The organism is Candidatus Acidiferrales bacterium (assembly GCA_035515795.1).
Classification (GTDB): Bacteria; Bacteroidota; Ignavibacteria; order Kryptoniales; family JAKASW01; genus JAKASW01.
Window position 1 is genome coordinate 184193 of sequence record DATJAY010000002.1, and the last position, 23977, is coordinate 208169.

Annotated in this window: 15 protein-coding genes; 5 read left to right on the top strand and 10 right to left on the bottom strand. The window is 48.6% G+C overall.

The features are described 5' to 3' along the window. The 5 genes from VLX91_01035 to VLX91_01055 all read left to right on the top strand — a co-directional run bounded on the left by VLX91_01035 (position 1) and on the right by VLX91_01055 (position 10256). Positions 1-3273 carry a CusA/CzcA family heavy metal efflux RND transporter gene (locus tag VLX91_01035; GenBank protein ID HUI28768.1) on the top strand — a complete coding sequence of 1091 codons (3273 nt, stop codon included), beginning with the start codon at positions 1-3 and terminating at the stop codon, positions 3271-3273. A 381-nt stretch (positions 3274-3654) separates the two neighbouring features. Then, complete coding sequence (locus VLX91_01040) at positions 3655-6177, top strand: PAS domain S-box protein (protein ID HUI28769.1); 2523 nt, start codon at positions 3655-3657, stop codon at positions 6175-6177. Between the two features lie 230 nt (positions 6178-6407). Next, a complete protein-coding gene (gene hisD / locus VLX91_01045; GenBank protein ID HUI28770.1) occupies positions 6408-7724 on the top strand; it encodes a histidinol dehydrogenase in 1317 nt (438 codons plus the stop codon). Further along, positions 7708-8817: a histidinol-phosphate transaminase gene (hisC, locus tag VLX91_01050; protein ID HUI28771.1), complete on the top strand. Its 1110-nt coding sequence runs from the start codon at positions 7708-7710 to the stop codon at positions 8815-8817. The genes hisD and hisC overlap by 17 nt, the downstream gene beginning before the upstream one ends. Positions 8818-8891: 74 nt before the next feature. Next, positions 8892-10256: a sigma-54 dependent transcriptional regulator gene (locus VLX91_01055; protein ID HUI28772.1), complete on the top strand. Its 1365-nt coding sequence runs from the start codon at positions 8892-8894 to the stop codon at positions 10254-10256. Here the strand turns inward: VLX91_01055 and VLX91_01060 are convergent. The 10 genes from VLX91_01060 to VLX91_01105 are packed head-to-tail and all read right to left on the bottom strand — an operon-like array spanning position 10248 to position 23895. Next, on the bottom strand, positions 10248-11408 hold the full coding sequence (locus VLX91_01060; protein HUI28773.1) for a glycosyltransferase: 1161 nt from the start codon (positions 11406-11408) through the stop codon (positions 10248-10250). The two genes, VLX91_01055 and VLX91_01060, sit on opposite strands and share 9 nt — an antisense overlap. 1 nt (position 11409) lies before the next feature. Further along, positions 11410-12318 carry a PorV/PorQ family protein gene (locus tag VLX91_01065; protein HUI28774.1) on the bottom strand — a complete coding sequence of 303 codons (909 nt, stop codon included), beginning with the start codon at positions 12316-12318 and terminating at the stop codon, positions 11410-11412. Between the two features lie 3 nt (positions 12319-12321). Beyond that, the gene (locus VLX91_01070) at positions 12322-13254 is read right to left on the bottom strand and encodes a hypothetical protein (protein HUI28775.1); all 933 of its coding nucleotides are present in this window, start codon (positions 13252-13254) and stop codon (positions 12322-12324) included. Then, a complete protein-coding gene (locus VLX91_01075; protein HUI28776.1) occupies positions 13251-14819 on the bottom strand; it encodes a hypothetical protein in 1569 nt (522 codons plus the stop codon). The genes VLX91_01070 and VLX91_01075 overlap by 4 nt, the downstream gene beginning before the upstream one ends. Before the next feature lie 11 nt (positions 14820-14830). Further along, positions 14831-15655, bottom strand: coding sequence for a hypothetical protein (locus VLX91_01080; protein ID HUI28777.1), 825 nt, complete (start codon positions 15653-15655; stop codon positions 14831-14833). Between the two features lie 11 nt (positions 15656-15666). Continuing rightward, on the bottom strand, positions 15667-16701 hold the full coding sequence (locus VLX91_01085; protein HUI28778.1) for a site-2 protease family protein: 1035 nt from the start codon (positions 16699-16701) through the stop codon (positions 15667-15669). 53 nt (positions 16702-16754) lie between these two features. Then, positions 16755-17873: a glycosyltransferase gene (locus VLX91_01090; protein ID HUI28779.1), complete on the bottom strand. Its 1119-nt coding sequence runs from the start codon at positions 17871-17873 to the stop codon at positions 16755-16757. Continuing rightward, positions 17870-19840 (bottom strand): DUF2723 domain-containing protein, encoded by a 1971-nt coding sequence (locus VLX91_01095; protein HUI28780.1) that lies wholly within the window; start codon positions 19838-19840, stop codon positions 17870-17872. The genes VLX91_01090 and VLX91_01095 overlap by 4 nt, the downstream gene beginning before the upstream one ends. Next, entirely contained in the window at positions 19827-22688 is a 2862-nt protein-coding gene (locus tag VLX91_01100; protein HUI28781.1) for a hypothetical protein, read from the bottom strand. Before VLX91_01100 ends, VLX91_01095 begins: the two co-directional genes overlap by 14 nt. Continuing rightward, positions 22672-23895, bottom strand: coding sequence for a M20 family metallopeptidase (locus VLX91_01105; GenBank protein HUI28782.1), 1224 nt, complete (start codon positions 23893-23895; stop codon positions 22672-22674). The genes VLX91_01100 and VLX91_01105 overlap by 17 nt, the downstream gene beginning before the upstream one ends. Positions 23896-23977: the final 82 nt, after the last annotated feature.

Genomic DNA, 23977 nt, shown 5'->3' on the forward strand with positions numbered 1-23977 from the left:
ATGCTTGCGAGTATAATTGAATGGTCGATAAAGAATCGCTTCATAGTCATTATCCTTTTTCTCTTTGTAATCGCGGCCGGATTCTATTCTCTCACCTCAAGCCCTGTAGATGCGATTCCGGACTTGAGCGATGTTCAAGTGATCGTTTACACGGAGTATCCCGGTCAGTCTCCTACAGTAGTCCAGGATCAAGTGACATACCCGCTTACGTCTTCGTTGATTTCGCTTCCGCACGCCAAGGCGGTAAGAGGATATTCTTATTTCGGTTTTTCACTTGTCTATATAGTTTTCGACGATGGCACCGACCTTTATTGGGCGCGAAGCCGCGTTCTCGAATATTTGAATTACGCTGCGAACCGTCTGCCACAAGGCGTTACGCCAACTCTCGGTCCGGATGCAACTCCCGTCGGCTGGGTTTATGAGTACGCTCTGAGATCGGATAAGAGAAGTCTTGCAGATCTGAGGTCGATTCAGGATTTCTATTTGAAGTACGGTTTGTCAACTGTTCCGGGCGTTTCGGAAGTCGCGAGCGTTGGTGGTTTTGTGAAGGAATGGAGGGCGACGCTGGATCCGAGAAAGCTTCTTGCGTACCATATTTCACCTATGCAGGTGATGAGCGCGATCAAGCAGAGCAACAACGATGTTGGCGGCGAGATCGTCGATCAGGCTGGTTACGAGCTGATGATAAGAGGACTTGGATACATAAAGTCTGTCGACGATATGAAGAAGATTCCGCTTGGTATGTCATCTGGAGATAAGTCTTTTTCGGTCGGCACTAAAACATCGAGTCGGCTTCAAACGTCCGACGAGCCGATGGGCTCCGGAATGTCCAGCGGGGAGTCTTCATCGCAGAGTCCGACCCCCGGTCCCGAGCCTCCCGTCTCCGGTTTCTCCACCGGTACTCCCATCCTTCTCGGCGACGTCGCCGACGTGAACATTGTCGCTGCCGCCCGTCGAGGAGTTGCCGATCTGAATGGTGAAGGAGATGTCGTCGGCGGAATCGTCGAAATGAGATACGGGCAGAATGCGCTGCGGGTGATAAACGGTGTGAAAGAAAAACTTAATGAGCTCAAGCAAGGTTTGCCGCCCGACGTGCAGATAGTTACTGTTTATGATCGCTCCGTATTGATTACCCGCGCGATCAATAATTTGCAGAGCAAGCTCATTGAGGAATCAATTATCGTCGCACTTGTTTGCCTCCTTTTCCTGTTCCATTTAAGAAGCGGGTTTGTGGCAATCCTGACACTTCCCACCGCGATACTCATGGCATTTATCGTCATGAGATGGCAAGGGATAAACGCTAACATTATGTCGCTGGCAGGGATTGCGGTCGCGATTGGTGCCATGGTTGATTCGGCGATAATCATGATTGAAAACGCTCATAAGCACATTGAAGCGGATGACGGAACGAGCGACCGATGGAAGCTGATTGCCGAATCATCGAAGGAAGTAGGGCCTTCACTTTTCTATTCGCTTCTCGTGATCACCGTCTCGTTCGTCCCGGTCTTTGCTCTGACAGATCAATCGGGAAGATTGTTCAAGCCGCTCGCATTCACGAAAACTTACTCCATCGCTGCTGCTGCTTTGCTCGGTGTTACTGCTGTCCCGATCCTCATGGGATACTTCATTCGAGGAAAAATTCCACGCGAGGAGAAGAATCCAATCAACCGGATCCTGATAAAACTTTATTCTCCTTTACTCGATTTCGTGTTGAAATACCGCAAGTATGTCCTTATCGCGGTGGTCCTGATCCTCGCGATCACTGTCTATCCTTACATGAGATTGGGATCGGAATTCATGCCGCCGCTTTGGGAAGGAACTCTTCTTTACATGCCGTCTGCATTTCCGGGGGTTTCCGTCACTCAGGCAAGACAGACTCTTGAGATGACTGATAAGATCATCAAACAATTCCCGGAGGTCGAGAACGTATTCGGCAAGGCCGGCAGAGCCAACACTGCGCTCGATCCTGCGGGCTTCGACATGTTTGAGACGACGGTGAATCTTAAACCCGAATCTGAATGGCCAAAAGGGATGACGCCCGAAAAACTCAAGACTGTTCTCGACGATGCCCTTCAGGTACCGGGCCTTTCAAATGTCTGGACGATGCCGATAAAGAACCGGGTTGATATGACCAGCACCGGCATCAAGAGCCAGATTGGCATCAAGGTTTCGGGCCCCAACCTGGATTCTCTCCAGTTCATCGGAGGAAAAATAGAAGCCTTGCTCAAACAACTGCCTGAGACTTTAAGCGCGTTCGCAGAGCGGGTCGGGAACGGCAACTATATCGACTTCGCCGTCAACCGCGATGAGGCTGCGCGGTACGGAGTCACAGTGCAGGATATTGAGGATGTGCTGCAGGGCGCGGTCGGTGGAATGCCAATCGGACAAATCGTTTCCGGCGTTGAGCGATATCCGATTACGGTGAGGTATGCGCTCGAGATGCGTGATAATCCGGAAGAGCTGAAGCGTGTTTTGATACCGACCTCGTCCGGCGGGCAGATTCCTCTTGGAGAAGTCGCTGACCTATCCATCCACCAGGGGCCGATGTTTGTCAGGACCGAGGGAGTCGTGCCGACAATTTATGTCTTCATTGATGCCAATACTTCGGACATCGGCGGATATGTAAGCGAGGCGAAGCAATATCTTTCCGAGAACCTCAACCTTCCAGACGGCTACTTCGTGACATGGAGCGGCCAGTTCGAATTCATGCAGGAAGCCGCAAGAACCATGATGTATATTATTCCTGCCACGCTCGTGCTTATTTTCCTCATAATTTATTTGAACACCAGGTCAATGACGAAGACGTTGATCGTCATGCTTGCTGTGCCATTCTCGCTGGTGGGAGCGATCTGGTTTCTTTATCTGCTTGGCTACAACATAAGTGTCGCGGTTGCCGTCGGGATGATTGCGCTCGCCGGACTCGATGCCGAAACGGGCGTCGTCATGCTTCTTTATCTCGATATTGCATTCGACAAACTCAAGGCTGCAGGGAAGTCGCTGACATTGGAGAATCTCAAAGAAGCAATCTATGAAGGTGCGGTCAGGAGAGTGCGGCCCAAGATGATGACGGCGTCCGCAATTCTGGCCGGTCTAATCCCGATAATGTGGAGCACAGGTTCCGGTGCAGATGTAATGAAGCGGATTGCAGCACCGATGGTCGGCGGAGTTGTCACCAGCGTTCTTCTCGAGCTTGCAGTATATCCTGTTATTTACTATTTGTGGAGAAGAAGGGAACTGGAACGGAATAGTGGAGGGAAGTCGCCTTCCTTATGAAATTTCCGTCATGAAGATGAAAGCCAGAAAGTCAATGCAATTCAGGAATGGGTACTGGCCCGGTTCGAATGTTCCGGACGAGATAATAATTGTCATGGCAGCGTAAGCTGGTATCCAGAACCGAAGCTGGATTCCTGTTTTTGCCGGATCACCCGGGATCGAAACTGAGCCATTACCCCGAAACATAGTTGCAGAATGGCGCAGATTGCATTAACTTAGTCAGGGAAAGCGTCCACTTTAAGAGACGATAGTTTTTCTTGGGTCGATACTTGCGTCATCTTTTCTTAATAGAGCAAAATTTTATTTCGATAAGGAACAGTTCGCTAAACTCGAGACTTTGGACTAATCAGGAAAGTGACAAGTAAAGCGGAGGCTGCATTCATGGACGGAAGAAATCGGAAAACGGTATTATCTCCCTGGGTGCGGGGGATATTGCTGGCACTCATCAGCATCGGCCTCATCATTTGCGGAATTTTGTATTACCTGGCAGAAAGAAGCCAGATCAGGAGCCAGCGGTACGAGGAAATCGCTGCCATAACAAACCTGAAAGTCAGGGAGATTGACCGGTGGAGACTTGAGCGTCTCGCCGATGCACGTGTGCTTTCAAAAAGCCCGTTGACAAGACAGGCTATCCTTGACTTGATCAGAGCACGATCCAACATGCAGCTCCGGGCAACGGTAGAGAAACGATTGGCACTGGAACAGCGGCTTGGATTGTACGTCGATGCTTTCGTCGTCGATACGATCGGGCGGACGCGAATCTCGATTGGCGCGTCATCATCCACTGTCGATACTGCTGAAGAAGTGGCTCTACATGAGGCAGTCACTGAGCGGAAGACGGTGGTGACAGACCTGTTCCGCAGTGCTGACGGAAGAATACTCATCGATGCCATGGACGTCGTCCTCGACGAATCAGGACGCCCGGCCGCAGTGATTGTCCTGCGAAGCGATGCTGACAACTTTTTATATCCGCTCATAGATTTATGGCCGGTTCCGAGTCGTAGCGCTGAAACCATATTACTGGAAAAACAAGGGGATGAAATCATTTTCCTGAATAATCTGCTCTTCCGTCCCGGGAGTGCCCTTGAAATGCGTGTCCCTCTCAGCTCCAATATGCCCCTCGCTGTCCAGGCGGCCTCGGGAAAAGTCGGTATGTTTGAAGGAAAAGACTACCGAGGAAAGGATGTCCTCGCAGACCTTTCCGCAATTCCTGACACGCCATGGCTGATGGTCGCGAAAGTCGACGCAAGTGAAATCCTTGCCGAGGCGACTTATCGCGGCGGTGTAGTAATCCTGCTGGTAATTTTGTTCATAGTCCTTTCTATGGTGGCGACAGGTTATGCTTATCGGCGCAGCCAGGTCACAATCTATCGCGAGCTATATCAGGCAGAGACAGCGCTTCTTCAAAGCGAGGAGAGATTCCGCGGCCTCGTTGAAGGTTCGACATCGGCCATCTGGATCCACGACGGCAAGAATTTTCTTTACGCTAACCCTGCTGCCCTGCAAATCACTGGCTACAGTTTCGACGAGCTCTCCCATCTAAACGTAGAAGGGATCGTACATCCCGATTTTCGCAAATTTGTTATGGAGCAGGTGGAAAAACGAATTAAGGGAGGCGAAATTCCAAAGCAGTATGAATATCAAATAGTGAGAAAAAATGGAGAGGAAGTATGGATCGACTTCAGCGACGCCGTGATAGATTATCAAGGAAAGCAGGCGATAATAGCTTCGGCATACGACATCACCGATAGAAAGAGACTTGAAGAACAGCTTGTCCAGGCACAAAAGATGGAAGCTATTGGCAGGCTTGCCGGAGGAGTTGCCCATGATTACAATAACATGTTAGGAGTGATCATAGGATATACCGATCTTATCGCCATGAATGTGAAAAAAGACGATCCGATACGCCGCTATGTAGAATTGATCGCCTCCGCGTCTAAGCGGGGAGCAGACCTGACAAGACAGCTTCTTGCATTCGCAAGACGTGAAATGGTTTCGCCGAAGCCGATTGACCCGAACAAGGCGATCGATTCACTCCAAAAGATGCTCGGGAAACTGATAGGTGAAGATATAATGCTGAAATTCTTCCCGGGAAAAAATATATGGAATGTAAAAATAGATCCGACTCAGTTCGATCAGATCCTTATCAATCTTGCCACCAATGCGAGAGACGCGATAGATGGAGTAGGCGAAATCGTCGTTGAGACTTCAAACATTGTTGTCGATGAGGCATACACTAAGAACAAGATGGGCTTCGCTCCGGGCGAATATATGATGCTTATTTTCTCCGATAATGGTAAAGGGATGGATAGGGAGACCGTGAATAAGATATTCGAGCCGTTCTTCACCACGAAGGAGAGAGGTCGTGGAACGGGACTCGGGCTGTCAACTTTGTACGGAATCGTCGGTCAGAACGGAGGAAACATAGACGTTTTCAGCGAACCCGGTGAAGGCACGACGTTCAAGATTTACCTCCCGCGCTATCACGGAAAGTTGGAGGGGCCTGAGCCGGAGGGAGATGCTTCAGGTGTGGCCGGCAGCGAGACCATCCTCATAGTTGAAGACGAAGGAGAGCTTCTCGAATTGGCGAAGAACAGCCTGGAAGAGTACGGTTATAAGGTGCTGACTTCGTTGAGTCCGGAAAGGGGTATTTCGCTTTGCGAGACTTGTCAGGACAGAATACATTTGCTTTTGACGGATGTGGTCATGCCTGCGATGAATGGGAAGGAGCTTCGAGACCGGGTACGGATGATCAAGCCGGACATCAAGACTTTATTCATGTCTGGTTATACCGCTGAGATAATTGCGCATCGGGGAGTTCTCGAAGAGGACGTCGAGTTCATACAGAAGCCGTTCACGCCTTATGCGCTGGCAAAAAAAGTGCATGAGGTGCTGAACTCCTGAGCAGTTGGTTGCGGGGCCGGGACATTTCGGCAGGTATGGCATCTGCATTTGTCCATTTCATGTCCACAGAGATCATTGTTGCTCAATCAAGTGCCGTCAGCTACAGATTGTCTTCGACTCTGCATCGCCGCAAGGTGAACGATGTGATTCAAGAATATCTTAGACCACAGGGTAGCACTTTATCCAACGGGAAATTGGAAAGAAGAGTTCGCTAGCATAAATTGTAATAAATGAAAAGAATAAATCTATTCCCTGTTTTACAATCCGGGACCAAGGAATTTTCGGAAAGACTAAAAAAAATAAAAAGCAGAAATTTTACTCTGGACGAAGAACTGATTTCCACGGTAAGTGAGATTATCTCCACTGTTCGCGCGGACGGTGATTCAGCGCTGATAAAATTCACCAAAGAATTCGACGGCGTTGAGTTGAAAGGTATAAAAGTGCCGAAAGCGGAAATCGACAAGGCGAAATCCAACGTCAGCGAAATGATGCTGGAGATTATGCGCGAGGCTGCAAATAACGTCAGATCGTTCCACGAAAAGCAAAAACAAAATTCGTGGATTGAGCAAAGAAGCGACGGGAGTATACTCGGCCAGCGGATTGTGCCGCTTGACAGAGTGGCGATGTATGTCCCGGGCGGGACTGCCGCCTATCCGTCTACCGTCATCATGAATGCGGTTCCCGCACAGGTTGCAGGCGTACGAGAAATTTATGTGATGACGCCGCCGAATAAAGACGGTTCTGTTAATCGGCTTGTCCTCGCGGCTTGCAGCTTGCTCGGGATAGAAAACGTGTATTCAGTCGGCGGAGCCCAGGCGATAGCCGCGGCGGCTTATGGGACACAGACCATCAAAAAGGCAGACAAAATTGTCGGACCGGGAAATATTTATGTGGCCGCAGCAAAGAAAATAGTATTCGGCGATGTCGGCATCGACATGATCGCCGGACCGAGCGAAGTTGTAGTGTTTGCGGACTCATCGGCAAATGCGAATCACATTGCCGCGGATTTGCTTGCCCAGGCAGAGCATGACAAAAATGCGGCTGCGGTTTTAGTTACCACCGATAAAGGTTTGGCGAAAAAGACTCAAAAGAAAATTTGCGACTTTGTTCCTGATTTGGCCAGAAAAGAAATCACGGAGGAGTCAATCAAACGAAACGGAGCCGCTTTTGTCGTAAAAGATGTCTCCGAAGCGGTGTCGTTGATCAATGAGATAGCGCCGGAACATCTCGAGATTGTTGCGGATAACGAATGGGAAATATTAGGGAAGATTAAGAATGCTGGAGCAGTGTTTCTCGGAACATATTCACCCGAACCCGTCGGCGACTATTTTGCAGGACCGAGCCACGTCCTTCCGACCGGCGGAACAGCCAGGTTTTCATCGGTCTTGAGTGTGGATTCTTTCTTGAAACGATCAAGTGTTATCCGTTATTCAAAAAATTCATTCGAGCGTGATTCAACTAAGATAAGAATCTTTGCCGAGAACGAAGGACTCACAGCTCACGCTCTTTCAATAAAGACAAGGGAAAAAATTGGGCGCAAAATCTAATTTCAAAAGAAGCGTTCTCGAATTATCGCCATATAATGTTTCCGGCCATCCCGCAAAAATCAAGCTGAACCAGAACGAAAGCCCTTACGATATTCCTTCCGAGCTGAAAAAAGAAATCATCGAGGAATTTCTCAGGATAGGATGGAATAGATATCCGGAAGTTTTCTCGACGTCGCTGCCGAAAAAATTCTCAGATCTCTACGATCTCCCAGAGCAATCGTTTATCGCTGCAAACGGGTCGAACGAATTAATTTACACGGTGGGGATGTCGATCGTAAAAGAAGGAGTCGATGTATTAATACCGCAGCCGACGTTTTATTTGTTTGAAAAAGTCGCGAAGATCCTCGAAGGAAACATAATCAGAGTCTATTCGAATTCCGATTTGACGTTTGATGAGAACGGAATATTGGAACATGCTCGTCGAATGCAGAATGGACTCGTGATAATAAGCTCCCCTAATAATCCGACGGGAAAATCGGCATCGCGCGAATTCATAATAGAACTTCTTAAGTCCACGGGCGCCATGGTGTTGATAGATGAAGCCTATATAGAATTTTCCGAACATCAGAGCAGTATAGCTCTGACGAAATCTTTTAAAAATCTTGTTGTGCTGAGGACATTTTCCAAAGCTTTCAGTCTTGCCGGGCTTCGAATCGGCTATTTGACAGCGGATCCGGAAACCGCATCCCAGATATTGAAGGTGAAGATACCCTTTACGGTAAATCCACTTTCCGAATTCACTGCGCTTAAGCTCCTCGAACACCGATCCCTTTTTGAGGAGCGCGTAACTTTTTTGAAGAAACAGAAAGTCTCGATGATGGATGCGTTGAGGAAGATCGACGAGGTCGAGGTGGTCGATTCGGACTCCAACTTCTTCTTGTTTGCGACCAGACTCTCTGCAAAGGATATGTTCGAGGATTTGTTAGAGCGGCAGAGCGTGCTGATTCGGGATGTCTCTTCCTATCCGCTTCTCGAAAAATATCTTCGTGTCAACGTAGGCTCAAGAGAAGAGAGCGAATATTTTGTTGAGTCGCTGCACAGATGTTTAGGACGAAAGATCAAAAAGCAAAATCTGAGAGTCAAAATTCAATAGGATGCAATTCCGAACTTGTTTCTAAAATTTCCGGTATTTGTTCATTTGTATAACGTAGACTATATTTAATTGTCATGGTTGCTCCTCTAGTATATTTCTTAGACGATGATGATAACATAATTAAGCTGGTCAAGTACGGGCTGCGCAACGAGCAGTTCAATGTCAAGTACTTTAATCACCCCAATGCTCTTGTCGATGCAATAAAGATGGAATATCCGGACGTCGTGATCAGCGATGTCATGATGCCGGAGATCGACGGAATCGAACTTATTGATAAGATGCGCGGACTTGCGCGATTGATGCCGGTAATTCTGGTCACCGCGAGAGCCGCCGTGGACACTGCCGTGCGTGCCATGAAGGCGGGAGCTTTCGAGTATCTTACGAAACCGATCAACTTTGACGAGTTGAAGCTTGCTATCGGTCGTGCGGTCGAAGTCGGCCACCTGCGAACCGAGGTGGCGGAGATGAAGTCGGGATTCAAGTCTCGCTACTCTTTCGACAACCTCATCGGGGAGAGCGAGCCGATGACGGCCATGCGCGAGTTCATCAAACGAGTCGCGAATGTGACCGAGGCGGTTATCCTGATGCGGGGCGAAAGTGGTGTGGGGAAGAATCTTGTGGCGCGCGTGATCCATTATACCAGTCCCATCGCTGAAAAAAGGTATCTTGAAATAAACTGTGCGTCGCTGCCGTCAAATTTGCTCGAAGCTGAATTATTCGGTTATGAAAAGGGCGCATTCACAGATGCAAAGACCTCAAAAAAAGGCCTGCTCGAGGTGGCGAGCGGCGGAACGGTCCTGCTCGATGAAATCACAAGCATGGATCTTGGACTTCAAGCGAAGTTCTTATCGTTTATCGAGAACAGGAGAATCAGGAGAGTAGGAGGACTTGAGGAAATTCCCGTAGACCTCCGCGTGATTTCGGCAACGAACTCAAATCTGGAGGCGGACGTTGCAAGCGGCAAGTTCAGGAGTGATCTGTTTTATCGAATAAATGTTGTGTCCCTGGCGGTCCCGCCGCTTCGCGAACGAGACAAGGACGTAATTTTAATCGGCAGAAGATTCATCGACGACTTCAACATAAAATTCAAGAAGCATGTGAAGGGATTTACGACTTCTGCAGAACGCAAACTCCTCTCGCATGACTGGCCCGGAAACGTCCGTGAACTGCGGAACGTCGTAGAGCGCGCCATGATATTTGCCGAGAAGGAATACATCGACGGGGATGAGATCGCCTTGACAAGCATCGGTGCGCAAGTTGCCGGTCAGTCCGACGGTCTTCACCTGCAGAAAGGGCTGACGCTTGATCAGGTCGAAGGAGAATATTTAAAGAAGGTCCTGGAGTGGAACAACTTCAACCTGGAGGCGACGGCAAACCAGCTCGGTGTTACAAGAAAAACTTTGTGGGAGAAGCGCAAGAAATACGGGCTGTTAAATTAAGCTGTTAATCAAAGCCAAGAATTTTTCTTTCTCTACCTGCCAATTCAAAACACCCGCCGCTCTGTTGCAATTTCCAACGAGATCTTGGTAATGTTCCTCGTGGCTCGTCATTTCTAAGATTTTCTCTGCCGTATCGGATAAATTTTCCGGATCGACTATCTCACCGATCTGAAATTTGCTCACAATACCCGCCATCTCAGGGAAATTCGGCACAATTACCGGAAGTCCCGCCGAAATGAATTGGAAGAGCTTGTTCGGAAGGGCGAGGTAATGACAAAGCCCCGAATTTTCCATCAGGTAAATTCCGAGCGTTGCTTTAGAAAGCTCATCAATTACTTCCGAGTTTCTTAATTTTCCAATAAAGTGGACCCTACCGGATAGATTCAATGCAGCTGTAAATTCCTCGAGTTCCCCACGAAGCTTACCGTCGCCGATTAACTTCAATTCGTACCTTTCCGGCAGAAGTGTCAACAATCTTATCAGATTGCACAAACCTCTCCCTCCCTGAAAGCCTCCGGAAAATGCCAGGGTGACTTTGTTGAGTGACCGTTCGCCAAATGCCGGCGCGCGTTTGACGTCGGGAACGTTCATGATCACCGTCGTCGGCTTTCGCCACTTTGTTTCGAGAATATCTGCAATAGATTTGTTTACGGTCAGGACATGGTCGACATATTTTATCGAGATTTTCTCAACAAGGTTCCAGAACATGAAGCTGCTTCGTTTAGTCTTCAAGCTCGGCAAATGTTCATACAATTCTTTTGAATCGTAAATTAGTTTTACGGATGAGCCGTTCTTTGTCGGAAGGGTACTCTTCGAGGAATAGCGTCGTTTATTGGCTACAGCCGGAAGGAGAGAAAACAAATCGCCGGCGATTATGATTTTTGCGCGGGACCTCCTCATTTCCGGGATGGCACGCTGGTAGAACTGGAGGAAAAATTTTTTTCCTGACACGTGTGCCATGGGTAGGCGGACCAGAGTCTCGCCGATTTCTTCTTCGCCGTCAGAGGATATTCCAACCAGTCTTGCATCGAAACCGGCGTCGAGGAGGGAGTGCAAATACTTCGAGCTGCGTGAATCATACCGCGGATCGGAGCTGACGAGGATTAGTACGTCGAGTCCCGCATGGGCAGGATCTCGCTCTGCGCTCGACATGTTAGAAGACGAACGACACCGTGAAGGTTTGGCTGTTCCCGAAGTCTTGTTTCAAAGGTATGTATGAGTAATCGAACTTCAGGAGACTATAGCTCACACCCGCGCCGAAAGAGTACCCGGCGATTTCTATCCCCGACGAATATCCGGCCCGGAACTTAATATAGTTTTGGAAGGAGAGTTCCGCACCGATGCCCGGTGAGATTCCTGCGGATTTGAAAGCGGCTCCTTCGAGGTAGCCTGTGATTGAAAAATTATCGTCGAGCGGTTTTGTGTAGCTTCCGCCGATGCGTATGAAGGCAGGAAGTGCAATCTTCTCTGAGATCATCGCGGAAGACGAACCGAAATTTCCTCCCGATAAACCAATCCTGATATCTTCCATCGGAGAATACTGCATGCCAAAATTCAGTGCGTACCCGCTCGATTCGTAGACGAAAAGTTTTTCATACAAATACAAAGCGGAGATACCGACGCTGACATTATCGAAATTGTGAGCCACACCCACCGCAAGGGCGAAATCTTTTGCGGAGAAAGACGACTGGGGATCGTCGCTCGGTGAAGTCCTCACTTCAATGTCCGGCACACTTGAGAGAAGGAGGCTTGTTCCGAATGAGAAGCCGCCGCCCTGGAATCGCGTTCCAAACATGTCTATTGTCGTCCCTGCAAAATAAGTGCGATGTGTCAGCATAAAGTCAAGTCCGATTCCATTCTCATTTTCAATGGAAGCCAGCCCGGCTGGATTCGTGTAGATCGCGGTTGGCTCGCCGGTGATTACGTCGTTCGAGTTTGCAAGAGAAAGATCTCGAGCTGAGTAGCCTACCTCCAGTATCTGGAGGCCCGCCGCACCGCCTTGGGAGAAAGCAGTTGCGGAAAAAAGGAATACAGCCGCCATGACAAATGCCAAATATTTCATAAATCAGAACCCAAATATTAATGAGATTGTCTGAATACCGTAGGGAGAAAACGGTTCCGCCACATAGGCATAATTGATTTCAGGTGTAAAGTCAAGGAAAGAAACTCTCGCGCCGAAGCCGAAAGTAGGCCACACCTTTGTTCCCACATTTTCTTGATTCCCGGAGGAGAAACCTCCCCGGATGGCGATAATATCGACGGGATAAATTTCCAGACCTGCTTTGATGCCATTCAGCGACGAGGAGCTCGAGATATCATACTCGGCGGAGACGGAGGAATTCAGGACCGGCAGATGATACGCCGCCCCGATTTTAATAACATGAGGAAATGGTGTGCGGAAATCCGAGCCGTCGGTGCCGTATACACTCGTTGAATTCCAGTGATACTCTTCTCCGAGATCCGTGACGACAAGTGCGAGCGATAGGAAATTAGTCACCTCATACAATCCGCCGAAATCGAATCCGAGTGCGGTGGAAGATATGCCGGAGTAAAGACTGTAATAATATAATTTTAAACTGAGCCCGAGAGACAATCCCTGCGTAAACTGGTTCGCGAAACTGAAGTAAAACAAATTCTCACTCGTTGACAGATTCCCCGTGTGAACGCCGTCGCCGTCTCTTTCATCGATGTTCGATACAGTGGCATTGATCACTCCGACCGAAAGGCCGGCGTTCGGCTTGAGCCCTTGAGTGTAAGTGAGCACGTTCAATTGTCTGTCCAGGGACAGAAGCGCAACTGAAGCTGCAATGCTTCCGCCACTTTGAAACGATGCGAGTGCCGGATTGTAGTAAGTGTAAACATTTCCCGATGCCAGGGCAGAGATTGAATTCCCAAGCGACATTCCTTTTGCATTTAGTCCAATTCGGGAGAAGCTGCCGGGGTCGCTTTGCGCAAGTGAAACGGAACTGATGATCAGGACAAGAAAAAATGTTTTCATCTCAACACCAATATTTTTCCCCATGAAGGAGTTCCGCCGTTCACGACGACGCTGTAGAAATATACTCCGTTGTCTACGAAGCCACCGCGATCGCTTGCGCCATTCCATAGTTCATCTGCGTTGCCTTTGGAATCGATTGGAGTGCGCGTAGCATTTTGAAGCAGCGTTCGGACGATGTGCATCGAGAAATCAAGAATTCTGATTGTCACCCTACCTCCGTTTCCAATGTAATAATGGATCCTTCCGACATCGAGGTGCGGGGAGAACGGATTCGGATAAAAGTAGGTCGAGTTAGCGGCCACGGTCGCATATGCCCTGAGAACATGCCACTCGCTCGCGTCGAAGCCCGCGCCATTATCGATGCCTACGGCGGAGCCGTCACCGGATCCGACCCAAACCGTGTCTCCGCTTGTAGCGACAGCGTAAAATGCCTGAGATAAGTCGGAGGAAGGGTGAGAAATGGATTGTTTGGTGGTTTGATCATAAATATTTGTGATTACCTGGCTCGAACTTCCGAGATCTGAAGTGCGAAACAATCCATCGTCTGACACGCCGTATACGACTGTGCTGTCTTTAGATGCCATGCCATGAAAAAAGTGACCGTTCCAGATGCTGTGCCATGTTGCGCCGCCATCGTCTGTATAGCTGAGCGCCGAGGTTTCAGTAGGATCGTTAGCGACAACTGTCGCGCCCCAAATGCGATGAATCGAACGGGAATTTTGTCCTGCCAGTGAGACAACAAAATCGCCTGAGATTGAGCTGGACTCATTTTGATGGCTGAACTTTTGCCAGGAGTAGCCGTTGTCGGCAGTCTTATCTATCCCGCCTGCGGTTCCGACATAAAGGACACTGTCTCCATCCGAGTACAGCGAGAATCCATACTGGTTGTAGTTTGTCTCGTCCGTGATTTTCCCCGCCAGAACTGAAAGCTGAAAATTGTACGTGCTGTCCTGATTGATGTAGCTCAGATTATCAGGAGGCAGCACGACTCTCTGCCAAGTTTTTCCGAGGTCATTGCTCCTCCTCAACCCACCGGCCCAATTGGCGGTGTAGAGGTAGCCCTTGTGAAAAACAAGTGAGAAGGTGATATTCTGGACGTTTGTCGTTACCGGAAGGGCCCTCAGCGTGTCGTTGCCGAACACTACAGTCGTGTCTGCTTGTGAATCTACGCTTTGCGGTTCCTTGGTCCATGTTGTACCGTTATCCGTCGATGCAAATAGACCTTGCCCGACCAGATAAGTAGTGCCACCTTGGTCCATCGTGGTCGAAACCGCAACGGCAATCGTGTCTCCCTGGATTGCAACTGCATCAGCACTTATTCCCGTTGGGCCATTTTCTAAGTTGGTTTGGAATGACATCCCGCCGGTGGTAGCCACGTTCAACCCTTTATTGGTCGCGAGGAAAACCCGGCCGTTTGAAATCAGTATCTGGCTGACGGTGTTGCTTGAAGGTTGAGTAGAAGTCGTGTCGGCAAGCTTGTAAGTCCGCTTAAGGAATTGTGCGTTTGCGTTTGGGACGTAAAGACATAAATACATAATGGCACAGACGATGAAAAGAAAATTCATTTTTAATTTCATTAATAGACCTTGATCTTGTGTGATAGAGAATCACTCTGGAGACCACTGCGGCTAACTGCGTGAAAGGTAAACGTGTATGTGCCGAGCTCCGGCGGGTTGGGGTTAATGAGCGGCGGAAGTTGAATTGTAAGCGAATAAGTGCCCTCGTTTGTCGCCGTGTTGCTCGGTGGTCTCAGCTGAAACGGATTGCCCTCGGCGGGATTCCCATCCGGTTTTGTTGAGTTGAAGTACACGGTCTCAATGTCGCTTATGCCGAAAGGATCATGGACGTACGCATATATATTCAATAAAGTTGCGTTGTTGGAATCGATTTTGACCGAGTCGGGAACGGACACGCTGTCGATTACCGGCTCTTCGGCCTTGGAGTTGAACAGTCTTAGAGTTTTGACGGCGTAGTTCCCGGATGATCCATTGCTATCGTAGGTTACAAACGTATAGTTGATATTGCCGACGTACACATTTTCAAAATATGTCTGGACCGTTCCGGCAATCGTATCTCCGTTTGTACTTGTGAAGAAGATATCGTTCAAAGTGCTTCCGGAATCATTGTCGACTCTTACTTCAAGATACTTGAAGTTTTGCGTCGAACTTATCGCCGCTCGAAAGCTATCGCTGATTGTCGCTTGAGCAGGTTGAACGGCGAGATACGAAGCTATGTCGACGCTGTCGTTATCAAAGTAAATCAACTGCGTGTTTATCGGCTGCGGCGAGTTGTTTATGACGACATTGCTCGCCTTCTGACACGAGCCGACCATGATGCCGAGGATGATTACTAGAAGGCCCGCCCCCGGCAGAATCTCTTGTGATCGAAAAACTTTCTTCAAAACAGCCTCAATTATGTTGTAAAAGGATTTGGTGAGAAGGAGACGATGAAAATCAAAATTGTCAACCACCCGATGATTTTGCGCTTGGTATCGAGTGGACTTGTGTCCGCTACCGGAGGGTGATCGAGTTTTATGAGAAAGAACAAGATGGCACACCAGAAAAGCCAGCCTGTCCACCCTATGTTAATACTGCTTGCTCCTTTCAGCACGTTGCTCGGTATCAACGGCAGAATGCCAAGCAACCCAAGGAAAAGGATTACGAAGAAGAATGCTCTTGCGATTCGTTTATGGGCCGAGGCGAACATTGCGTAAATCATATGCCCGCCATCGAGCTGGCCGACAGGCAACAGGTTCATCGCGGTAACGAACAAACCGAACCACCCCACGCACAAGAAAGGATAATGATAAATCTCGCCCATCGGCGGCACAAATTCTCTGTGCGGATTCGTGAAAATTATTTCAAGCAGTTTGAAAAGAATCGTGTTGCCGAAAGCGAGCGGGATCCCCTCGGATCCCGGAACGGTGTTTGTCGCGAAGTCGTAATTGGGATGAATGTGAAGCAAGTAATCTTTAGATGGCAAATGCGTAAACCCGAACACCAGCACTGCGACGCTGACTATGAATCCGGCGATCGGGCCCGACACCCCGATATCGAACATTGCTTTGCGCGATGGTACGGGGGTTTTTGTTCTTATCACGGCGCCGAATGTTCCGAAATTCAAGAGTCCCGGAATAATCGGGAAGGGGATGAAGTACGGAAGGGTGGCTTTGACCCGATGCTTGAGCGCGTAAAAGAAATGCCCGAACTCGTGGGTTCCGAGGATAAGCAGCAACGAAATGCTGTAGGCCAGTCCCGATTTGAAATTTAAAAGATCGAACGGATCTTTGCCGATCCATTCAACGCCCGCGAGAGTAGTTGTAAACAGAGTGACCAGAAGAAGTCCGACATGCAGCGGCACGCGCATCTCCCGCCATGAAATTGAAAATGGCACTTCGTACTCGATCCGTTTTCCGTCGACTGGATCTCTTATCCACGATTCGGACATCTAATTAATTATTCTACCTTCCTTTTGGCGGCGTTCTGTCGCCCGCGGATCTTTCAGTATTTTCGCCCCTTCCATATTACTCCTTTTCCGAAATAGACTGCGAACGGAAGTACGGCAACATATATTAAATAATAAATCTCAAAATAAAGTATAAATTTCAAGTGAGCAATCTTGCCATAATGCTTCAGTGTCGGATAAACGAACAACGAGTCGATCACTGATTTCAGAAAGAAGAAGGAGACAAATACCGGCAGTGAGCGGAAGAGCGAGAGAATTATCAGCCAATGCAGGATGAAGCCTGGCGCGAGAGTAATGTATCCGAAAAATCCTGTCTCTTTACCTCCGGTTGCCCATCTCTTTCGCTGTGAGAAAACTTCCCTGAACGACTCAACAGGGAGAGTCTCTACGAGCGTGGATTTTTCCATCGGGTAGCAGTAGCTCCATTTGCCGGACCTCGCAATGGCTTTCAGGAGCGCAAAGTCCTCCGTCACGCTAAATTTTATGTTTTTGTATCCTCCGATCTCGTCGTAAGCTTTTTTCCTTACCACAAGGTTGTTCCCGAGACATGCTATTGGTTTTCCGATTGTCGCCGCGCCTGCGCCGACCGTCAGCAGGAAATCCCAGTCGAGCGCCTGGATTCCATAAATGGGTTTACTTGTTTTCGAAATAAGGGTGACGCCTCCGACGATCCCTGTATCGCCGTCGAAATACTTCAGTGTTTCCGTGATCCATGTCGGCGGAACTACGCAATCCGCATCCGTCAGGAAAATAAATTCTCCCGTTGCGTTTTCGATACCCTGCGAAAGCGCATTTGGCTTGCCGCGAAGCGCACTGCTTCCCTTTGCATCGACACGTCGAACATAACCGAAATCCCGGGACATTTTGTCGATGAGTGACGGGGTCGCGTCCGTTGACTGGTCATTTACGATGATTATCTCGAGTTTATCACGCGGATATTGGAGACCGACCAGCGAATTCAAACATGCCGGCAGATTCTTCTCTTCGTCTTTTGCCGCAACGACCACTGATACCTTAGGCGAACGTGGCGGCTGATGACCGGCAACCGATGGTTGACGGCCGGTTCTCCGCGAGCGATATGCCGCATAGGCGTAGAGCATCAGTTCCGCAAAGTATAGCAACACCGACAGCTCCAGAATACTTATGAAAGTCATTTTCGGCCAAGCTCCTGCGAAACCTGAAGCTCTGCCATCCGGGCAGCTTGAGAAGCAGGGTCAACTTCGAGAGCCTTATTCAAACATATCATGGTCAAGCTGAGTTTTTCATGTCGGTACTCATACGCTGCTCGAGCCAGGAACATTCTTTCATAAAAGCCGATTATCTGTCGTGAATAATCGGTGCCGACATTTTTCGCGGCCTGAAACCCGTTCAATCCGGCAACGTTGAACGGCACATAACCGGTGTCGGTCCTGATCGCAAACAACAAGCCGTAAGGGACCTTATTGAATCCCGACAAATATTGATCTTCTATTTCCGGTCCGGCAAAAACCTGTCTGCCGTTCTGCATTGCCCCGGTTATTATCTCACGAATGAAATTGTGATAGCTCAGCTCGATGCTGTTTGGATCATAGGGTAAATCGTTTTCAAAAACCTTTAGGTTATCCTGGTACAAATTGTAAACACGGTCGTAATTTAGAAACAAGAAAGAGAACCGGTTGTGTACCTGGGCAGCGTACCATGATCGACGCAGCAATTCTTTGTCAATCACGATGATATCTTTTCTGATCTTGTCGACATTTTGGTAATAGAGCGATGCTGAGACGAAGTTGTCCCACTGGTATGAAAGCACGATGGAATTCGGAGGAAGGGCTGATAGAATGTCTTTTGTATAATGTTCGACCGAATAATCTTTGCTCGCGTCGACTTCGTCATAGTTTGCGAAAGCCGAAATAACCGGGAATGCCAGGAAGATTGCAGCAGCTGGAATGACCATCCTGGTACGGTGGGAGATGGTTTCAATCAGCCAACGGAAGCCAATCGCAGAGAAGAAGCTCAGCGCGATGTACGCGAGCAGAAAGTAACTGGCTATGTCATGGATGTCGTAATTGGCTGCGTACAGCAGATCCGAGACGAGGAGTATTAGACAGAACCAAAAGTATTTCCTGTACGATCCGAAGGTGTTTGTCGATAAAAGGGAGGATGCAATTCCGATGATCACAAGAATGATTGTGATTCTGAATTCCCGGTATAAACTTGAGAAAAATACGCCTAGCTGTTTTTGGAATACGTCAGACGAGCTGAACATCCATGTCCTGAATTGCTTGCCGGATACATGACGGATAAATCTCCGCAAATTGTCCGGGTTTCCCCAATCGAGCAACGGATTTTGAGAAGCTCTTATTGGAAGGTAAAGATAAAGCAACCCGGCTAACGCTCCGCCGACAATGATCCAATAAATGTACTTGAGATCAAAACTTTTCCGGCGGTAGCTGGAAATGAAAAGGAAGATAAGCCCGGGCATTATCAGGATCGTGGTCATGTGGTTTGTAAATCCTAAGCCGAGGACTAATCCTGAGAATAGAGACCGAGACCTGGAAGGATTCTCGTAAAGATTCAGCCAAAGGATCAAGATTGTTGCGAACAACAGGAGTTGAAGCGGGTAGACTTCGATTGATGTACTCTGTTCCCAGAAAGTTCTGGAGAAAATCAGCATTAGGGTGCCGAGTATCGCAGCCAGTCTTGTGTTGAGTCCTGTAGCCTGAAGGGGAGTTGAATTGCCGTAACGTGATTGCTTTTGTTTCTTGTTTTTTCCTAAAGTTGTTGCATCTAAAGTGCAAAGCACGCACAACGCTTTTGAAAAGACGAAATAAAATGTGCCGCCGGCGGTCGCAGTACAAGCAACTGCGAAGAAATTTGCGCGGAGGGCCACCTCGGAAAAAATGGGGATATGGACAAATGCGAAGCCTAACAAAGTGAACAGCGGGTAACCTGTCGGATGGGCAATTCCCAGGGTCCACAATACAGTCGTAAGTTCTCCGCCGTCGATGTACGGTATGCTCCGCGACATCGTGAAGAGATAGACGGTGAAGGATAAAATAGTCAAACTGCCGGCGATTGTGAGATCGATGAGCCGCCAACCTTGCGGAGGTTCCCAGCCCTCGCGGGGCCTAGTCTTGGTCACGCTCAATTGTTGATAGGACCTTTCTTAGACTGGAGCTCATTCTCCTCATCCTGGCTTTAAGGCTGTCGAGAAACTCATTGGGGTTCTTGAAATCGAGATGCAACGCGAGGGACGCAAGCTCGTGTTCTTCGTGCGGGATCTTATGATTCGTTTTGGAGAGCGAAGTATAGTTCATGAACTCGATTGTACGGTAGAAATTGTAGGTCTCGGAAATCTCATTCGCCTCTTCTTCGGCCAAGGCGCCGATGCCTTTTAGCTTTTCTATCAGCTCGAGAATTGGGCAGGGAAGTGTATCCGTCAACAGCTCGAGCCTGCTGAGAGTCAGCGTCTGCACCAGAAACTCTATTGCAACCATGCCGCCGTCGCCCGATTTTATGTCGACCTCGTCGAAATAATTTTTGCTCTGAATCAGCTTATTATAAATGGAAGCGATCTCTTTTACCAAAGAGGCATTTAACTTAAAACCGCTCAGGGTCTGGGTCAGCAATTTCTGAATTTTCGGTGATGGGAAGATGACTCTGAACCGAGTCATCGCCATCACTTCCCAGACGGACAATCGTTTCTGAAGATAACTTTCGTATTCCGTCTCCGTCATCAGGAGGGGTGCGCTCTTTCCCTCGGGACGCAACTTCGTATCTATCGTTAAGAATTGACTGCCGTTCGAATCGAGAAGGTTCTTCTGAATCTCAGGGATCTTTTTCTCGATCGCGGGGTGCATAGATTTCAGCTTATCCGGAAGAATGAAGACTACATCAAGATCGGACATGAAGGACATTTCGCCGGATCCGAATTTTCCGCCGGCGATCACGGCGGGTTCATTCTTTCCGAAAACCTTCTTGAAAGCATCTGAAAAGAATTGTTCTGTTACCTTCGTCCACCTTGCCTGCATTTCGGATATTGAAATAGCATCCAAAAGAAAAAGCAAGCCGAGTTTTACCTCGTTGAATTCCTTTTGGATATGAGCGGGGAGAAAATCCGACGTGTAGACTTCGTCATCAAAAAGTCTGTCCGGTGTTAATGCCATATCGAGAAGCAAAGGCTCCGCGGTCAGGTAATCCACGAACCTGGTCGATTTACAGCAAAGCGTCAGAATTAATTTTCTGAAACTTTCATCCTGCATCGATCTGTAAAACACTTCGAGACTCTTGATTGCAGGAATAAGGCGTGCAAGATTTTTCAATGCAAGATCCTGATCCACAGTCTGCTTGATGTCCTCAAAAAGATCGGGTGCAATTTCTCTGAAGGCTCTTGTGATAGTTGCGGGGAATTCTATGTCTCCCGCTCGCGCGACGCCGCGGGAAAGCAATCGAGTGTTCCTGTAGGCATCCTCTATTTTCGTCAGGCCGTAGTTCTCAAGGACATGCCGGGTTCTCTCATCGTTGATCGATCCGTCGAGGAGCTGTTCAGTTTCTGTTCTCTCTATAGGCTGGTCGATGCGGAAGACATTGTCAAACATGCCAGTCACGGCATCAAACCGGCTGAACAGTTCATTTCTAAACTTGCGTTCGTTTTTATAGCCGCATCGTTTGGCAAGATTTCGAAACTCCGCGCCGTCGGAAGGGAGAGTGTGAGTTTGCAGATTATTCAAAAGCTGAAGCCTGTGCTCGACGAGCCGGAAGAACTTATAAGCATCCGACAAGAGTGACGCCTCATGCTTGTCCACGAATTTACTCTTCTCCAATGCATTGATGGCTTGAAGAGTGTTGCCGGTTTGGATTTCCGGACACGATCCGCCGTTCAAAAGCTGAAGTGCCTGGACGATAAATTCTATATCTCGTATTCCTCCGCGGCGCAGTTTGACATTAAGCTCGCTGGGGTTGGTAGCTTCGATGCGGATTTTCATCCGCGGAATTTCATCTATAGGATTTTCAAGCCATGTTCTAGGGTATACAAAGGGACGAACATTACTGATAAATGCTTGGCTCACCGATTCGTCGCCGGCAACATGGCGTGCTTTGATAAGCATTTGTCTCTCCCATAACTCGCCGCGGGACTCGTAATATGCAAGCGCTCCGCTGAGGCTCTGGGCAGCGGCGCCAGCCGAACCGTCCGGCCGCAGTCGGAGATCAACTCTGTAGAGGCGGCCTTCTGCCGAGTCCGCAGTCAGCTGTTTCATGACCTGGCTGACAAAATGATTTGCAAGCTCGGCTGCGACTGCGGGATCGTCATTTTCCTTCTCTGAAAAGAGGAACAGGAGGTCGATGTCGGAACTGTAATTGAGTTCATTGCCCCCAAATTTCCCGAGTGCGATGCAACTTATCGGCGGGATGGATTCCTTCTCTTTGAATCCTTCCGAAATGATTTCAAAAAAAATTTTAAGAATGGCTTCCGCTAACTGGGAAATCTGCAGAGTGGTGTCTTCGATTTTGTCCCGCCCGCAGATATCGCGTGCGCCGATCCTTAGAATTTCACGTTTGTAAATTCTTCTAACCGAATCGTTTTTCTTCGTCGCATCAGCGTATATCGAAGCTTGACGCGATAATTCTTGAAGGAGTGTATCGGGGTCGAGAGGCAACTCTATTCCCTGGGGAGAAAAAAGATATCTGAAGTAAGACGGATGCTTGACAAGGATGTCCGCAAGATACTGGCTTGTCGAAATGATCTTCAGAAAATCGTCTCTCAGCCTTTTATTTTTCGAAAAATCGGTTATGACGGAAGCGGCATTGGGGGTGACGGCGAGGAACCGCTCGAGGTTATTTATCGCCATGAATTGGTCGGGAAGCTGCGATGTGATTTCTTCGAGCTCTCCGATGAATTCGGCGGAGCTGACGGACGAGCCGGATGTAACTGTCAGTTCAAAAATTTTCCGGAGAAGATTTGAGGTATCGTTCTTAATCTTTTCGGTCACGAGAATCCAGGTATTGCATTGTTAAGAAAGCAAGGAGTGCGGAACCGTGCATCAATGCATTTTCGTCAATTTTGAATTTTGAGCTGTGGATTGACGCGGTTGCCCCTGTCTTTTTGTTGCCCGCTCCTATCCACCAGAATGTACCCGGCGTCTCTTGCAGAAAGTATGCGAAGTCTTCTGCACTCATCACCGGATTCATTTCCACGGTCGATTTTTCGCCGAACAATTTCTTTGCAGATTCTCTCGCAAGTGAGGTTTCGTTTTCAGAATTAACGAGGACGGGATATCCGTTGCTAATCTCTACCTTGCATTTTCCGCCGAAGCCTTTCGCGACTTCCTCCGCAGTTTGTCTTATCAGGCTCAATCCCTTCTTACGCCAGTTCCCATTCATAGCACGAAAAGTTCCGGACAACTTCACCTCATCCGGGATGACGTTAGTTGCTGAGCCTCCGTGTATCGAGCCGATTGTCAGCACTGACGGCTCGAGAGGATTTCTCATCCTGCTGATTACGTTCTGAAGGGAGCTTATGACCTGCGCCGCAATTATGACCGGGTCGATTGTCTTGTGGGGCGATGCACCATGGCCTCCTTTCCCGATCACGGTGATGTAGATTTCATCCGCGGAAGCCATGAGTGGCCCGGCTTTGAATCCGAACTTGCCGACAGTCAGCTCTGTCGTCATGTGCTGTCCGAAAATGACGTCGACATCAGGATTGCTGAGAGCGCCATCCTTTATCATGGATGGTGCGCCGCCCGGGTTTTTTTCCTCGCTGGGCTGGAATATAAATTTTACCGTTCCGTTCAGTCCGGTCTTAAGCTCTGAAAGAATCCTGGCCGCGCCGATCAACATCGCCATGTGTGCGTCATGACCGCAAGCGTGCATTTTTCCCGGATTCTTACTTGCGAATGGAACATCGCTTTCCTCGTTTATCGGGAGCGCGTCCATGTCTGCTCGAAGGGCTACAACTCTGCGGTCGCGAATGCGCATTTTGGAAACCGCCGGAGGATCTCCATCGAGGATTCCGACGAGGCCGGTTTTGCCAACGCCATTTTTCACACGAATGCCCAACTTTTCAAGCTCGTTTGCGACTATTTTCCCTGTGTTTAGTTCCTGGAATGCAAGCTCAGGATATTGATGGAACTCTCTCCTAAGTTTCACAATTTCAGAAAAAGATTTTCTTGAGATGGAAAGGATTTTTTCGATCATTTATTTAAAATATTTAGTCAGCGGATCAAATTCAATTGAAGTTTAAATTTTTAGCGAGCCGCTTTGATTACTTGACCTCCAG